Annotated in this window: 13 protein-coding genes; 6 read left to right on the forward strand and 7 right to left on the reverse strand. The window is 67.9% G+C overall.

The features are described from left to right. The first annotated feature begins 216 nt into the window (after positions 1-216). Complete coding sequence (locus ABNQ38_RS31420; RefSeq protein WP_377810213.1) at positions 217-930, forward strand: TetR/AcrR family transcriptional regulator; 714 nt, start codon at positions 217-219, stop codon at positions 928-930. Between the two features lie 181 nt (positions 931-1,111). On the opposite strand, the gene ABNQ38_RS31425 is transcribed toward ABNQ38_RS31420, so the two are convergent. Further along, complete coding sequence (locus tag ABNQ38_RS31425) at positions 1,112-1,717, reverse strand: TetR/AcrR family transcriptional regulator (protein WP_377810214.1); 606 nt, start codon at positions 1,715-1,717, stop codon at positions 1,112-1,114. 107 nt (positions 1,718-1,824) lie between these two features. Between ABNQ38_RS31425 and ABNQ38_RS31430 the strand changes: the two genes are divergently transcribed. Beyond that, positions 1,825-3,045, forward strand: a complete 1,221-nt coding sequence (locus tag ABNQ38_RS31430; RefSeq protein WP_377810215.1) for an MFS transporter — start codon at positions 1,825-1,827, stop codon at positions 3,043-3,045. 173 nt (positions 3,046-3,218) lie between these two features. Here the strand turns inward: ABNQ38_RS31430 and ABNQ38_RS31435 are convergent, their stop codons facing one another. The 5 genes from ABNQ38_RS31435 to ABNQ38_RS31455 all read right to left on the reverse strand — a co-directional run bounded on the left by ABNQ38_RS31435 (position 3,219) and on the right by ABNQ38_RS31455 (position 9,627). Then, a complete protein-coding gene (locus ABNQ38_RS31435) occupies positions 3,219-5,102 on the reverse strand; it encodes a hypothetical protein (protein ID WP_377810217.1) in 1,884 nt (627 codons plus the stop codon). 38 nt (positions 5,103-5,140) lie between these two features. After that, the gene (locus ABNQ38_RS31440; protein WP_377810218.1) at positions 5,141-5,899 is read right to left on the reverse strand and encodes a transcriptional regulator NanR; all 759 of its coding nucleotides are present in this window, start codon (positions 5,897-5,899) and stop codon (positions 5,141-5,143) included. Positions 5,900-6,084: 185 nt separating this feature from the next. Further along, on the reverse strand, positions 6,085-6,921 hold the full coding sequence (locus ABNQ38_RS31445; protein ID WP_377810219.1) for a phosphogluconate dehydrogenase C-terminal domain-containing protein: 837 nt from the start codon (positions 6,919-6,921) through the stop codon (positions 6,085-6,087). Between the two features lie 25 nt (positions 6,922-6,946). Continuing rightward, positions 6,947-8,356 (reverse strand): four-carbon acid sugar kinase family protein, encoded by a 1,410-nt coding sequence (locus ABNQ38_RS31450; protein WP_377810220.1) that lies wholly within the window; start codon positions 8,354-8,356, stop codon positions 6,947-6,949. Next, positions 8,353-9,627: a ribulose-bisphosphate carboxylase large subunit family protein gene (locus ABNQ38_RS31455; RefSeq protein WP_377810221.1), complete on the reverse strand. Its 1,275-nt coding sequence runs from the start codon at positions 9,625-9,627 to the stop codon at positions 8,353-8,355. Before ABNQ38_RS31455 ends, ABNQ38_RS31450 begins: the two co-directional genes overlap by 4 nt. Positions 9,628-9,954: 327 nt before the next feature. On the opposite strand from ABNQ38_RS31455, the gene ABNQ38_RS31460 reads away from it, so the two are divergent. From ABNQ38_RS31460 to ABNQ38_RS31470, 3 genes are all read left to right on the forward strand, one after another. Beyond that, entirely contained in the window at positions 9,955-11,097 is a 1,143-nt protein-coding gene (locus ABNQ38_RS31460) for an ABC transporter substrate-binding protein (protein WP_377810222.1), read from the forward strand. Positions 11,098-11,183: 86 nt separating this feature from the next. Continuing rightward, the gene (locus ABNQ38_RS31465) at positions 11,184-13,736 is read left to right on the forward strand and encodes an ATP-binding cassette domain-containing protein (protein ID WP_377810223.1); all 2,553 of its coding nucleotides are present in this window, start codon (positions 11,184-11,186) and stop codon (positions 13,734-13,736) included. Further along, positions 13,733-14,689: an ABC transporter permease gene (locus ABNQ38_RS31470; protein WP_377810224.1), complete on the forward strand. Its 957-nt coding sequence runs from the start codon at positions 13,733-13,735 to the stop codon at positions 14,687-14,689. The genes ABNQ38_RS31465 and ABNQ38_RS31470 overlap by 4 nt, the downstream gene beginning before the upstream one ends. 92 nt (positions 14,690-14,781) lie before the next feature. On the opposite strand, the gene ABNQ38_RS31475 is transcribed toward ABNQ38_RS31470, so the two are convergent. Next, positions 14,782-15,102 (reverse strand): DDE-type integrase/transposase/recombinase, encoded by a 321-nt coding sequence (locus ABNQ38_RS31475; RefSeq protein ID WP_377810225.1) that lies wholly within the window; start codon positions 15,100-15,102, stop codon positions 14,782-14,784. 158 nt (positions 15,103-15,260) lie between these two features. On the opposite strand from ABNQ38_RS31475, the gene ABNQ38_RS31480 reads away from it, so the two are divergent. Further along, positions 15,261-16,043, forward strand: a complete 783-nt coding sequence (locus ABNQ38_RS31480) for an IclR family transcriptional regulator (protein WP_377810226.1) — start codon at positions 15,261-15,263, stop codon at positions 16,041-16,043. Positions 16,044-16,114: the final 71 nt, after the last annotated feature.

The raw sequence follows: 16,114 nt of genomic DNA on the forward strand, positions 1-16,114 counted from the left end.
GTGACGAATAATTGACGGCACCGTCAATAGGTGGAAATTCCTGTCAAGGCGCGCATTGTCGCACCTGTGTTGTGGTCATTGCGCTTCAGGGCAATGTTTTCAAAGCCTTCGATGGCCGCGGGAGTGGAAAACCCGGTCTGTCATCGCTTCAAAAATTTGACGTCCGCGTCAAAATCTCCCATCCTGCGGCGCGGAGAAGCCGGATAGGAGGACGGGATGGGCAGAACATCGGCCAAAGCGGAAACCGGCCGGAAGGCGCTGCTGCGCCAGAGCGTGCTCGACGCAGCGGCAAAGCTGTTCGCCGAACGCGGCTTCGCCGGCACCAGCTTCCAGGATATCGCCGACGCGCTGAATGTCGGGCGCACGGCGCTCTACTATTATTTCAAAAGCAAGGAAGAGATCCTGGCTTCGCTGGTGGAGGAGGTCACCGTCGTCAGCGATCGGCAATCCGCCATGCTCTCAGCCCGGACCGACGACGATCCGGTCGAGGTGCTGCGCTCCATGGTGAGCGGCCATGTCGAGCTTCTCCTCTCGCACGCCCTTCATTTCCGGGTCGTGGATCGGACCGAGGTGGAACTGCCCCCCGACCTGCGCGCGGTGCACGAGCGCTCCAAACGGGCCGTGCTCGACCATTTCACGACGCAGATCGCACGAGGGATCCAGCAGGGCGTGTTCCGTCCGGTCGACGCCCGCGTCGCCGCTTTCGCGCTGATCGGCATGTGCAGCTGGACGACCTGGTGGTTTCACGAAGGCGGGCGCAAGACGGCCAGGGAGGTCGCTGGGATTCTGGCGGATCTGGCGGTGCATGGCCTTTTGCGGACGGACGATCAGCGCAGGGCGGCCAGCGAGCCCGGCGATCTGTTTCGTCAGTTGCACGAGAATCTGGACTGCCTGGAACTCCTCTACAAGCGGCGGGATGCGGAAGCGTGAAGGGGTTCCGTTGAGTTTGGCGCACAATCCGGCGTGAGAGCGGAGTCCACCGGCGGCCGGTTGTGATCGGGCGCCCTTGCGGGAGGCGGGCATGCCCGAGCTGGTCATCTGCCGGCTTCGGTGCCGCCCGACGGACTTGGAAGGGGCCGGATGGTCGGTCCGTCGCACCGTGGCCGCCCCGTCATGCGCGGTGCCGGTCCCACAGTTCCATGAGGGAATCGATCGAGGCACTGAGTTTCGCGGGCTCGGTGCGGTCCCTCGCCTCAAAGGCAATGCCCATGAGAAATGTGTGAAACACGGTCGCCAGCGCATCGGCGTTGGTCGAAGGCGACAGCTCTCCGGAGGCGACGGCACGGGCGATACAATCCCTGATCCCCTGCCAATTCTTCATTCGATCGGCCGCCAGGACGCCGTCGATATGCCGGTTCTCAGGCGCGCAGTTGTTCGCTCCGAGGATCATGAGGCAACCCGGCGGATGCTCCTGGTTGGTCTGCATCTCGGCGGAGCGCCTCACCGCACGCTCAATCGCCTGTCGCGGCGGCAGGCTGCCATCCGTCAGGCAGGCCGTCACCTGACCATAAGTGGACTGGTATCGCCCGACGACTTCGCGGAACAGCGCTTCCTTCGATCCGAAGGCGGCATAGAAGCTTGCCGAAGAAATGTCCCCCATGCAGGCCTTGAGTTGCGCAAGCGAGGTCGGCTCGTACCCTTGCGCCCAGAACAGGGACAAAGCGGCATCGAGCGCTTCGTCGCGGTCAAACTCCCTCGGGCGTCCGGTTCGCGCCATGTCCCCTCCCTCGAGCTATTTCTATACTAACCGATCCAGAAGTTCTTGCCAAGGGACGCCCGTCCTCGATATATGGATTGACCGATCCATAAATAAACGAGGGTTCGATGGCATCGACGACCACGATAGCGACGCGTGAGGAGGCGGACCGGTTGCCGGTGGCAGGGCTGCTGGCTCTCGCGATGACCGGCTTCCTCTGCATCGTGACCGAAACCCTGCCGGCCGGACTGTTGCCACAGATCAGCGACGGCCTGGCCGTGTCGTCATCGCTGGCAGGGCAGACCGTAACGGCCTATGCCATGGGCTCCGTCCTGGCCGCCATTCCCCTGACGCTTGCCACGAGCGGCTGGCGGCGACGCACTGTTCTCTTGCTGGCCATCGTCGGGTTCCTGATCTTCAACTCGGTCACGGCGATTTCTACCGCCTATTGGCTGACGCTGGCCGCCCGGTTCTTTGCCGGCGTCTCCGCCGGCCTGGCCTGGAGCCTGCTGGCAGGCTACGCGCGCCGGATGGTTGCCTTGAGCCAGCAAGGCAAGGCTCTGGCAATTGCAATGGTCGGGACGCCGATCGCACTTTCCCTCGGTGTTCCGCTCGGAACGTGGCTCGGGACCTCGGTCGGCTGGCGCTGGGCCTTCGGCATCATGTCGCTGCTGACGCTGAGCTTGATCGCCTGGGTTTTCGCAAAGGTCCCGGATTATGCCGGGCAGGCCAAAGGCGATCGCAGTCCGTTGCCGCAGGTCTTCAAGACCCCCGGCGTTCGGCCGGTTCTCTGCGTCGTCATCGCATGGATGCTGGCCCACAATCTTCTCTACACATACATCGCCCCCTTCGTTGCCGTGGCAAACCTCGCCGACCATGTCGATTTGGTGCTTCTGGTTTTCGGCGTCGCCGCGCTGGTCGGCATATGGGTTGCCGGAAAATTCGTCGATCGGGCTCTCCGCCGGACCGTGCTCCTCAGTTTGCTGGCGTTCGGCCTCACCTCGCTGGTGCTTGGCGTCTGGGCGGTGGTTCCGTCGGTCCTCCTGGTCGCGATGGCGACCTGGGGCGTCACCTTCGGCGGTGCCGGTACACTTCTTCAGACAGCCTTGGCCGATGCCGCCGCTGACGGAGCGGACGTCGCATTGTCGATGAACGTCGTCGCCTGGAACTCTGCAATTGCCGGCGGTGGTCTTCTCGGCGGCGTTCTGCTCGATGCGTGGGGAGTATCCGCCTTCCCATGGGCCATGGCCCTGTTGCTGGCAATCGGCTTCCTCATCGCCTGGCGCGCGAGGACCCACGGCTTTCCGGCCGGCCACCGCATTTCGCCCGGCCAGGCCCTCGGCCACTGAGCGGTCAGACCGGGTTGGCGGAAGGCGGCCCGAACTTCGCGCCCCCCGGCGACCGGGTTCGTCAGCGAACGATGATCAAAGACCATACGCGCCACGGAGCAGGTCGGCAGGTCGAGCTCCGACAGCGGCCAGACTTCGCCCTCTCCCACCATCCATTGCGGATCACGGCAGGACTAGGCGAAATCAGGGGCGGTCAGCATATGGAGCCTGCCACCGCGAACGCCGGCGATCTCCAGCTGGATCGGCCCGGCTGTGAGGTTGGCAAGCCATAGCTCGACCGCCCCGTCCGGTCTTTGCCATGCCAGGGCGACCGGCGGCTCCCCCGGCCCGTCGAAGCGGCACTCGACCAGCGGGGCTCCGCCGGCCGAGGTCACCGCACGGAGGACATGGTAGGCGGGATAGACTGCCGCCGGCTCGTGGTAGAACCAGGGCTGCGGCCACTCACCGGCCCGATAGACGAAACCGAACTCACCGGCCATGGCCCCGAGCGTGACGGAGGCGGCGCCCTGCCGCGCAAGCCCGGCGACATAGCCCAGATACCAGCCGGCGCCGAACAGCCCGCGCTGTCGGGGATCCATGCGCGCCATCGGCACCCGACCGTTGCCGGGGTTGTCGACCGGCCCCGGACCATAGGGGTTGTCGCGCATCCCGATGGCGGATGGACCGACCCGGATCGGCAGGCCGCCGCAGAAGGAGCGCGCCGTCTCCATGATGGCCGGCAGGGCTTCCAGAGACTGGGCTATCGACCGCTCGTCGGCGGCATGAACGAGGGGGCTGGTGCAGAAGCTGACATAGTCGCAGCCCACCGTCGGCGGCCGGGCCCGGTTCAGTTCGGAGAAATAGGCATGGACCCCGCCGCCGACCGGCAGTCCGGGGAAAGCGCGTCTCGTGGCTTGGTAGATGTCGGCGAAGGACGGCCCGTCCGGCCAGGGGCCGGAAGGCTGATGGCTCCTGAGATAGGCGGCGGGCGCCACCGTCAGCCCGGAGAGCGGAAGGCGGGCGGCATCGATGCGGGCAGCAATTCCTCCCAGCTCGGTATCGGGCGCTTCGCGACAGGGCAACGGCAGTTCGAGCAGCAGCTCCGCACCCGTCGCCTCCACCAGCCGGGTGAAGGCTGCCAGCGTTTCGTCGCCGGAGATCCGCGGGTCGTACCGGCCGACGAGCAGCCGCACACCGGCATCCCGGATGAGGGAGACCCCGGCCTCCTGCGCCGGCAGCCGAAGCGTGTCGATCCCCACACCCACCGGCGGCATCGTGGCACCCAGCGCCTCCCCCAGCGTCAGCCGCTGCACGCCATCCGACGGCCGGGCGGCAGGCAGCCCCTTGTCGCCCCCGGCTTCCTCCCTGACGGTCAGCCTGACCGCCTGCTCCAGCCGCGTCCCCGCGGACAGCAGATAGGGCGTCGGCAGCGCCAGCGGCCGGACATAGGTCTTGAAAGAGGCGTCGGTCCAGTTCCTCTGGTCCTCCATCTCGAACACGTCGCCGTCCAGGCGGCAGAGGGCGTGCAGCCCCGGCGCCGGTTCGTGCGCAAGGCTGCGGATCGAGAAAATCGGCTGGCCGGGGCTGACCAGCGCCGGGAAGCAGCTCTCCTCCTCGCTGCCGTCGGCATGTTCGATCCTGACCGGCCGGCCGGCCATCCCGGCGATGGGATGCAGCACGACGAAACCGGTTCGGCAGGTGAGGATGTCGGTTTCCGCCATGCCGGCGGCCTCGAAGACGAACTCGCCATCGGCCGACCCGCCGATCCGCACCTCGTAGCGGAAGCGTTGCCCGTCCTTGTCCACCAGCCCCTGGAACCGGACGTCGAAGCGGCCGGGCGTCTCCGTCACCTCCGGATCGGACAGTTGGGCGGACGGCGTGCCCCAATGGGCGTCCCGCACCAGGAAGGCGACGCCGCGCAGGATCTCCACATCGCGCCAGCGGATGGCGCGGACGGCGCCATCCTCCAGCTCGGCGCTGAGAGGGCCGGCCCGCAGGACATGGGGACGCGACGGCGGCTGGGCTGTGCCGAAGCACGCGATGGCATGGTCCGAGATGGACGACGGGCGGTCGAACACGACAGGTCCTTCCCTGGAATTTCCGGTGAGGTGAAGCGTCAGCCCTGCCCCTCGTCCCCACCCTGCTCCGCGGACGGTCCGGCGACCTGATCCTGCACCTGGCGATAAAGGTGGTGGGCACGCTTGAGATGGTCGGTCATCGCCTCGGCCGCGGCGTCCGGATCGCGCACGGCGATGCCGTCGAAGATGCGCTCATGCTCTTCGATGGTCAGCATCTCCATGCCGGGCGCCCGCAGCAGGTTGACGTAGTAGGCCGACATCCAGTCGAACATTGCCTGGCTGACGGCCGCATAGATCGGGTTGCCGGAAATCGCGGCGATCTCGCGGTGGAAGGCCATGTCGCGGGCCAGGAACTGACCGCGGTCGTTCATGCTCTCCCGCTGTTCGTGCAGGCGCCAGCCCAGCCTGTCGATGTCGGCCTCCGTCGCCCGCTCCGCGGCGATGCGGACCATTCCGACCTCGAAGAACAGGCGCGCCTCCTTCAGATGCCCGAGATTTTCCGGCGCGGTGGCCAGGAAATGACGGGCGGAGCCGCCGACCTGCTCGATCAGCTTCTCGGCGGTGACCGGCGTCACCCGTGCCCGCTCGCCGTGGGTGATGGAGACCAGCCCCATATGGGCCAGCGTCTGCATCGCCTCGCGGATCGCCGGACGCCCGACCTGGAACATCTCCATCAGCTGCCGTTCGGAGGGAAGCTGGTCTCCGGGCGCGTAATCTCCGGTCGAAATCCGCGTCAGGAGCCGGTCGAGGACCTCCTGCGAAAGCTTGCGGCGGGGGATCGGATCGATGGCGCTCATGATCAACTCTGCTGTGGGACGTACCGGAAGGAGCCTCCGGACGCGCGGCCCAGGGGATCCGCCGAAGGCGACGCCCACCGGTGTGCCTCCGTTTCAGGGTTCCGCGGTCGGCGGTCGAAACCCATTGGAGCACCCCGGTATGACGATCACATCAGTATAGCGCAACGCCGCCGCGCCGGATGCCTTTAAGCGCAGATGTCCTTCACCGACTTCAGGACGGCCTCGCGGTCGAAGACGCGGCCGAGCCAGCCGTCGCGGAAGATCTCCGGCTTGGCCTTGTCGATGGCATGCAGCGCGCCGTCTGAGAAGCGGCCTTCGGGGAAGATGTTGAAGGCGATGGCCAGCTCGATGTTCAGATGCCCCAGCATGAAGTCGATGGCGGCCTGACGGGGAACGCCCTGGCGCTCCGCCTCGTCCACGGCGTCGCGCATCGCCAGCGACAGGGTGGCGCCGACGGTCTCCGACAGCGCCGGCTCTAGGAACGCCAGCTGCTCCACGGTGACGCGGTGCGAGCGCATGACCGGCTTGTAGATGGTGCGCGAAATATCCTCGCAGAGGGCGTAATGCTCCTCCGGCCCCTGCATCAGCACGCAGACGATGTGCTGCTTGGCGGCGATCCCGCCAAAGAAGTCTGACTTCGCCGACGGCTCCACCTCGTCGTTGAAGATCGGCGGATGGCAGGGATGGGTGACGAAATAGGTGACGTCGCCGCGCTCGGGCAGCAGGCCGGCATAGGGCGCGGCGGCGTCGAGCATGATGATGGCGGTGCCGGGCCGCACTTGGTCGATGAAGGAATGGGCGATCTTGCCGATCAGCCGGTCTGGCACCGCCATCAGCACCACGTCGGCGTTTGCCAGCGCCTGCTCGCGGTCGACGCACTCGACGCCGATGGCCGATTTCAGCCGGGCACGGCCTTCGTCGGAGATTTCCACATGATCGACGGTGAAGCGCGAGCCGTGGAGGTTGGAGGCCAGCCGGACGCCCATTTTCCCGCCGGCGCCGAGCAGAGCAATCTTGGTCATCTGTCTTCGATCCTTTTTGAAAAGCTCAGGAAGTGGCAGAGCCGCGCTTGACCGCGGCGAAATAGTCGGGCGCGCCCATCTGGCCGCCTTTCAACGCGATCTCCAGCCCGTCATGGGCCGGCTCGTCCGAATGGGCCCGGCACAGCGGAGCACCCGGCGCAATCGGCGCCAGAACCGTCAGGGCGTGGATGCCCAGCTGCATGGCCGCATGGCCCGAGGTATCGCCGCCGGCGATGACGCCGCGCCTCAGCCCCGCGGTCCGCAGCACTCGGTCGAGCAATCGGCCGAGCCCGGCGCCGATGCGGTCGTTGACGTCGTCTGCACTCAGCCCGTTCGACGCGGTGGCGTCGCGCAGGCGGGCGACGGCAGGGTCGTCCGGTCCCATGGCGGAGAAGACCAGCGGATCGCGCCCCTGCCCGGCCGCCGCCAGCGCGGCCTCCGCGGCGCGTCCCAATTCACGCTCCCACTCCGCCACGTCGACGGCGCGGGCCGCGTCGATACGCAAGGGCGAGAAGCCGTTCTCGCCGGCGACGGCGATCTGGTTGGCGGTGACCGGTGCGCAGGACCCGGACACGCAGGCGATCCGCTCCGCGGGAGACGCGCGAAACGGCTCCTTCGGCGGATCGATCAGACCGGCTGCCTGCCAATGCGCGACCAGCGCATACTCGACCCCCTGCGAGCCGAGGGCGAACAGCCCGTCGCCGCGCCCCTCCCAGATCAGCCGGCCGGCTTCGCGCAGCGTCTCCGCATCGACGACGTCGAGCGCCACAATCGCCGCTCCACGCGCCCGCTCCGCGGCGAGGGCCGCATCGGCGGCGCCGGTCTTCATGGCGACCAGATCGACCAGCCCCAGCGAAAGCCCGGTCTGCCGGGCGATGTGCAGCCGCACGTCCGCCTCGTCCATCGGGGTCACCGGATGGCGCGCCATGCCGGGATGCCGGTCGAGCCGATGGCGCACGCCGTCGGCCGCCACCGCGAAGAGGTTGCCGAAGGCCTGATACCGGGCGATTGCCGGGGCCGCCGCCACCAGCGGACTCCAGCCGGCGCACCCGAGGATCGGCAACGCCAGCTCGGCCGCCTTGCCGACCGACCCGATGTGGGGAGCCGAATCGAGGGTGGAGCAGATCTTGTAGTGGGCGAGCGGCGCGCCCATCGCCGCCATCGCCCGGAACACCGGCGGAAGGTTGGCCTCCATCCACTCCGGCGTTTGTGACCGCGCCACTCCGGCGATGCCGACCCCCCGGTATCCGGCGAAGCGGGCCAGGCGTTCCGGCGTCGGCACGTCGAGGAACAGCACGGTGGCCAAACCGGCGAAGCTCATCACCTCCATCACCGCGGCCGAACCGGTATAGTCGTCGCCGTAATAGCTCAGAAGCAGCCCGTCGGGCAGCGGCGGGTATAACGCCGGGGGTGGGACCATGGAGGACGGGCTCATGCGTAGGCCTCGATGGCCTTGGCGAGCGCCGGATGGGTCTTTGCATGCTCGGCGAGCGGAATGCCGGCTAGCGACGCGTCCCAGGACTCGCGCAGGCTGGCGACGCCGGCCGCCGGACCGTCGGGATGGCCCATGATCCCACCGCCGGCGGCATAGATCAGGTCGGCGCTTCCCAGCGCGGCATACGTGTCCGGCGCCTGACGGGCGGACTGGCCGGAGGAGAAGACCGGCATGACGGTGCAGGGCTTGCTGTCGAACATCGGGGTCAGGCAGCTGCGGGCCGACGCGATGACACTGTCGTCCGGCTCGCAGAACTTGTTGCGCAGCCCGTTGACATGCATGTGGTCGGCGCCGGCCAGCCGCCAAATATTCTGCCACGCCACATAGGACCAGCCGAGCGACGGTTCGCGCGACAGGTAGCCCCAGCCGTTGCGGTGGGCGTGGATGGGCAGCTGGCTGAAGCGGCCGAGCTCGATCATCCCGGCAAGCCCGACGGAATTCAGGCTCGCCATCACGCAGGTGCCGCCGAGCGACAGCACGAGGTCGTGGCGGCGGCGCATCTGGTCGAGATCGCCCGTGATGTTGAAGGCGTACATCGCCTTTTTGCCGGTGCGGTCGGCCTGCTCGTTCACCACCCGCATCACCGCGCGGGCGCGCTCGTCGAAGGGACAGTGCGGGCCGTCGGCCTGCAGCTCGTCATCCTTGATGAAGTCGATCCCCGCCGCGCACAGCGTCCGGGCGACTTCGGCAGTCTCCTGCGGTCCCAAACCGACGCTCGGTTTGACGATGGTGCCGATCAGCGGCCCCTGCTCCACCCCGGCCAGCCGGCGGGTGCCGGCGACGCCGAACCGCGGTCCGGGATAGGCGGCGGCGAACGCCTCCGGCAGGGCGATGTCGAGGATGCGCAGGCCGCTGAAGGGGCGCAGCTCGAACAGGTTGCCGGCAACGGTCGCCAGCAGGTTCGGCAGGGACGGGCCGCAATTCTCCAGCGACCAGGACAGCACCACCTCCGCCCGGCGCCACAGCGGAGTCCCGCCGGCTGCCGCTCCGTCACGGGGCGATCCGGCGCCCGGAAGCGACGGGGAGCCGACCGGCTCCAGTTCGGTCACCTGCTCGATGTGCGCGCCATAGGCGTCGCGCATGGCGTCAGTCTCGCCGGGAAGGCGGATGAAGGTCCCGGTCGATTGCTCGCCGGCCATGGTCTCGATCGCTTCCATCAGCGGACAGGCGGTCTCGATCCGGTAGGTCGCGGTGATGCGATGCGCAGACATCGTGCGTCTCACCTGTGTTCAAGGGATTTTTTTCGGATTGGCCGCGACAGAAGGCATGGGCGTCACGCAGCTCCGATATACTCATCATACCAGTATGCCAGTTCGTAGCAACACAATCTTTTTTAAAAATGATCTTGCACACGAACGATAACTGGTATGATGATCGTGCCGTGCTCAGCCGCTGCCGGAGCCCGTTCGGCAGGCGCGCCCGCGATGGCGCGCTGTAAGCCCCCGACCGGGCGCATGGCTGCCAGTTTCCCCGCAAATCCGCTGCGGCAAATCCGCTGCGACTGATCCCTACTGCAAAAACACCGGGAGGAGATGATGATGGAACGCCGACTGACTGGGACCGCGCCGCGGCCCAGCGCCACCCTGCCGCTCACCTCCCGACTGATGGTCGCGCTGCCGGTCGCGGCGGTCTCGCTGGCAGGCGCGCTGGCCGGCGGCATGCCGGAGGCGCTGGCCGCATCCGACAAGCCGGTGGCCGACAAACCGGTAATCGCCCTGTCGAACTCCTATTACGGCAACACCTGGCGCCGGCAGATGGTGGAATCCTTCGAGGCCGCGGCCACGCAGGCCAAGCAGGAGGGCAAGATCGCCGACTTCATCGTCGCCAACGGCGACGGCTCGACCAACCAGCAGATGAGCCAGATGGGCGATCTGATCCTGCGCAAGGTCGATGTGATCGCCATCGACGCCGCGTCCGAGACCGCGCTGAACGGCGTCATCCAGAAGGCGTGCAAGGCCGGCATCACCGTCGTCGCCTTCGATTCCCTGGTGTCGGCCCCCTGCGCCTACACGCTGGGCTTCGATTTCCGGAAATATCAGGCCGACATGGCGACCGAGATCGCCAAGCGCCTGAACGGACGCGGAAACGTCATCATCGTCCGCGGCGTCAAGGGATCAGCGCCCGACAACGAGATGTACGGCGGCCAGATGGAGGCGCTGAAGAAGTTCCCCGACATCAAGGTCGTCGCCACCGTCTACGGCCAGGCCACCACCGCGACGGCGCAATCCGCCGTCGCCAACGTTCTGCCGAGCCTTCCGAAGATCGATGCGGTGATCGGCCAGGGCGGCGGCGACGATTTCGGCATCGCCCAGGCTTTCGAACAGTATGGCGGCGACTACGAGAAGAAGCCGCCGATCATCACCGGCGGCGGCAGCTCCAACTTCATCCAGTGGTGGGCGGTCCAGAAGGAAAAGTCCGGCTACTCGACCGTCTCGATGAATTCGGCCCCCGGCATCGGCAGCGCGGCCTTCTGGCTCGCCTTTGAGATCGCCAAGGGCGCCAAGCCGGCGAAGGCGCTGACCATGCCGGTCACGGTGGTCGACGAGACCAATCTGAACGAGTTCCGCTCGATGCCGTCCGGCACTATCGTCAGCCCCACCTACAGCCAGGACTGGGTGAAGAAGACCCTGCTGGGCTCCGGTGAGCAAGCCCAGGGCCAAACCCAGGCACAGGCCAAGTAGGACCGGCCGTTCCCGCGGGGGACAGCCGCCGGGCCGGCACGCAGCCGGCCCGTTTTCGCCTTCACCGACGAGAGGCCGATCGCGCCATGAGTTCCGCCCTTTCCAAGGATCGCCACCTCCACGACCGCGTCCCAGCGGACGGCGACCCGCTGCCCGCACGCTCCGGGCCGGTCGTCGTCCTTGACGGGATCTCGAAATCCTATGGCCCGAGCCGCGTCAATGACGGCATCCACCTGTCGATCCACCCCGGCGAGGTCCTTGGGCTGGTCGGCGCCAACGGCGCCGGCAAAAGCACGCTGATGCGCATCCTCTGTGGCGTCACGCAGCCGGACGAGGGCACCCTCGCCATCGCCGGCACGCCGGTGGAGTTCGACAGCCACAGCCCGCGCGCGGCACGCGCCCGCGGCATCCGCATCGTCCATCAGGAACTGTCGCTCTGCACCAACCTGACGGTCGCCGAGAATGTCTTCCTCGAATCGCCGGACCATGGCGGGCGGTCGCCGCTGTGGCGCTCGCGCTACCGCGCGCTGGCGCGGCAAGGCATCGAAGCGGTCTTTCCCGACAGCGGCATCGCTCCCGACGCCGTGGTCGGCGACCTGACGCTGGGCCAGCGCCAGATGGTCGAGATCGCGCGCGCCGCCAGCGATCCGGCCCTGCGCCTGCTGATCCTCGACGAGCCGACCTCCTCCCTCGACAGCGAACGCGGCGCGCAGCTCCATGCCTTCATCCGCCGCCGCGCCCGCGACGGGGTGTCCTTCATCTTCATCAGCCACAAGCTGCGCGAGGTGCTGGATGTCGTCGGCAGCGTGGTGGTGATGCGCAACGGCCGGGTCGTGCGCGAGGGACCGGCCGCCGGCTTCACCATCCACGCCCTGGTCGAACTGATGGGCGGCGATGGCGAACGGCGCGGCCGCCGCACCGGGGACAACGCCGCCGGAGCGGCCCGGCAAGGCGCGGCCCCCCTGTTGCGGATCGGCGGACAGGCGACCGCCCCGCTCGGCCGCTCCATCGATGTCGCGGCCGGGACGGTGCTCGGGCTCGCCGGGCTGGAGGGCGCCGGTCAGAAGGAGTTGCTCCACCGCATCCGCGCCTGCGCGGCGGGCGGACGCGATCCCGACCTCACCTGTGCCGCCAAGGCGGGGTTCGTGTCGGGCGACCGTCAGCGCGAGGGCGTCTTCGCGCTGTGGGACGTGCTGCGGAACATGACCATCGCCGACGTGGCGCGCCGCCGCTTCACCGCCTTGCTGTCGCCCGGCGCCGAGCGCGAGGCGGCCGAGCGGTGGGCCGGCCAGCTGCGGCTGGCGCCGGAGCGGCTGCCCTCCCGCCTGCTCGACCTCAGCGGCGGCAACCAACAGAAGGCGCTGGTCGCCCGCGCCCTGCTGCCCGGCTTCGACATCGTGCTGCTCGACGATCCGATGCGCGGCGTGGACATCGGCGCCAAGCATGATTTCTACCGGGTGATCCGCGAGGCCGCCGATGCCGGCCGGCTAGTCGTCTGGCTCAGCACCGAGGATGTCGAACTGCTGGAGTGCGACCGGGTGCTGGTCTTCCAGAACGGCGCCGTCGTGCGCGATCTGGAGGGAGAGGACATCTCCGAGGACAGCATCGTCGGCGGCGCCTTCCAGAGCGAAGCGTCCGGCCGCTCCACCACTGCCCCTGCCACAGCCCCTGCCACGGCCCCCGCCACCCCCATTGCGGCCACATCCGTCCCGCCGCGCTGGACGGCCGGGCTGGTGTCCCTGATGCCGCTGGCGAGCCTCGCGCTCGTCGCCGGGGCGCTGGGCTGGCTGAACCCGTCGGCGGTCAGCCTGTTCGGCATGGATCTGCTGCTCAGTTCCGCGGTGCCTCTGGTGCTGATCGCGCTCGCGCAGATGATCGTCGTCGGCGGCAGCCAGGTCGATCTCGGCATCGGCGCCTATGCCGGGCTGGTGAACGTCGTCAGCGCCACCATGCTGGTCGAACAGCCCGCCCTGGGTGCGGTGATGCTGGCCGCCGTGCTCGCCGGCTATTCGCTGCTCGGCGCCGTCATCGAACGCCGCCGGATTCCCGCCATCGTCGTGACGCTCGGCGCCTCCTTCATCTGGCTCGGCTGCGGCTTCACCCTGCAGGCCGCACCGGGCGGCTCCAGCCCCGACTGGCTCGCCGCCGCCTTCGGCTGGCAGATCCCCGGCCTGCCGACCGCGGCGGTGATGGTCGTGCTGGCCGGGCTGTGCGGGCTGCTGGTCGACCGTTCGCGCCTGGGCGTCGTCCTGCGCGCCTTCGGCAACAACGGGCACGCCCTGGTCCAGGCCGGATGGTCGCCGCTCCGCCACAGCGTCCTGCGCTATCTCGTCGCCGGGCTGTTCGCCACCGCTGCCGGCCTGTCGATGACCGCCATCACCACCGCCAGCGACATCAATGCCGGCAGCAGCTTCACCCTTCTCAGCATCGCCGCCGTCGTGATCGGCGGCTGCCGGCTGGTCGGCGGCGTCACCGCCCCGGCCGGCGTCGTGGCGGGTGCGGTGACCCTCTCGCTCATCGGCTCGCTGCTGAGCTTCCTCGACATCAGCACCGACTACAACGCCGCGGTCCAGGGCCTGCTGCTGATCGGCATCCTGGCGCTGCGCACGCTGATCGACCGCAAGGAGACCGAGGCATGAAGGCGCTTCTGACCTGGACCGACAAGCGCCCCTGGTCGTGGTCGCTTTTGGGCATCCTGATCCTGTGGCTGGTTCTCGGCATCCTGACCGCCCGCTTCAGCGTGCAGAGCCTGTCCGGCGTGATGACGACCGCGGCCTTCCTGCTGTTCCCGGCCCTGGGACAGATGCTGGTCGTCACCACAGGGCGCGGCAACATCGATCTCTCGATCCCCAGCGTCATCACCCTGTCGGCCTTCCTGTCGGTGAACATCGTCGGCGGATCGGATGGCATGCTGCCGCTCGGCCTGCTCGCGGTGCTGGGGGCCGGGCTTGCGGTCGGACTGCTCAACGCCCTGCTGGTCCTTGTGCTGCGCATCCCCGCGATGATCGCGACGCTGGCGACCGGCTATGTGCTGGCCACCGCCACCATGCTCGCCAACCGGTCGGCCGCCGGTTTCCAGATCAGCCCGATCCTGACCTGGCTCACCAGCGGGCGGGTCCTGTCCATCCCGGTGATCGTGATCGTGGCGCTGCTCGCCACCCTCCTGTGCGCCTTCGTGCTGCGGTGGACGGTGTTCGGACGCGTGCTGTCCGCCGTCGGGCAGAACCAGCGCGCCGCCGCCTTCGCCGGCATCCCGGTCGGCCGGGTGGTCACCACGACCTTCGTCGCCAGCGCGATGATCGCCGCCCTCACCGGGACACTGCTGTCGGCACGGGCGGGGGGCGCCTTCCTCGACATGGGCAGCCCCTTCCTTCTCCAGTCGGTCGGGGCGGTCGTGCTCGGCGGAACCCTGATCTTCGGCGGCAGCGCCACCGCGGCCGGCACCCTGTTCGGCTCCGTCCTGCTGGTCCTGATCGTCACCACCATGCAGATCGCCGGGCTGCCCGGAGGAACCCAGGAGATCATCCAGGGGCTGGTGATCATCACCGTCCTTGCCTTCGCGGGAGACGCCCGGAGCCGCGGTTCGGCATAGGCTGGGTGTTGTCAACTTGACCAGCCAAGGACGCAATGACGATGAGCCGCCCCGCGTCTGGGTCGTTGATCCGTTGACCTGAGCAAGGCCAGTCACCCCGCGCCAAGCGGTGACGGCCGAGCGCGGGAGGCGCGGTGCACGGAGGCGGAGATCAGGTGGCGGCGCAGTTGGAAGTGATCGTGGATCGGGCTATGGCTGGACAGAAATTGCCGGGCCTGCCGGGCGGATTTGAACCGCTTCCTGTGCCGCTCGCGCCGTCCGGTCGGCTGGTGCGGGACTTCGCAGCGATTGTTCAGGTATCGGCTTTGTCGATGTTCGCTGCCGGACCCCGTCTCCCTCTTCGCTGCCGCGCAGGGTTTCAGCGTGTCCGTGATGACGGCCTGCGGCGCATAGCGCAATCCTTCCAGCAGCATGCAGCCCTCCGCGCGGAAGGCGTCGCGGCCATATGCGCGCTTCACCCGAGCAGCAATTCGTGCATCAACGTGCCGACATCAGCCGCCGGCAAAAAGTGAAATGACGTTGCATAGTCAGTTATCTTCGGGCATTGAATGTCCAGGTTGAGGGCTGGAAGATGACGAAGACGAAGGAAACAGAACCTGAATCCGTGGCTGGTGTGTCCGCGGTGGAGCGAGCGCTCGCGGTTCTGACAGCGTTTCGGCGCGGCGACGGCGCTCTCACCCTGGCCGAGTTGGCCGAGCGCACCGGCTTGGTCAAGAGCACGATCATGCGGTTGGCGGTCTCGTTGCAGCGCTATCGCCTGATCACACGCCTCCCGGACGGCAGCTACCGATTGGATGCAGAGACGCTGCGGCTCGGTACGGCTTACCAACAGGCGTTCAACCTTGCGGACCACGTCATGCCCGCGCTGGAGCGTCTCGCCTCCGAAACGGGGGAGACCGCTGCTTTCTACGTGCGTCATGGGGAGGAACGGCTTTGCCTGTTCCGGGTGGAGAGCTCGAACCGGATCCGCCTGCACGTGCAACCCGGCGACACGCGGCCGCTGGACCGATCGGCCTCCGCCCAGGTCTTGCAGCTGTTCGCCAACGGTCCGACGGGAACGGACGTCGATGCAAAGCTGCCGTTGTTCACCTCGGGCGCGACTGACCCACACGCCGCCTCGCTTGCGACACCCGTGTTCGGTGTCGGTCAGACACTCATGGGCGCGCTCATTGTGTCCGGGCCGGTGAGCCGGCTGACGGCGGAGCACGCCCAGCGGATCCGAGGCACGCTGCTCGATGAAGCCACCAAGCTGACACGAGCGTGTGGAGGAACGCCGATCGCTCCCCCGGTTAGGAAATTTCTTCTTCGCCGAAAGCCTTTCAGGGGAAAGCGCCAAGCGGAGCAAGGCGCTTAACTTAACGGGCAAGCCCCCTTGGGGAAGCCGATGAGCGAAAACCGGCGGGCAACGGTGCCCGCCAGATCTGG

The organism is Azospirillum sp. A29 (assembly GCF_042604625.1).
GTDB lineage: Bacteria > Pseudomonadota > Alphaproteobacteria > Azospirillales > Azospirillaceae > Azospirillum > Azospirillum palustre.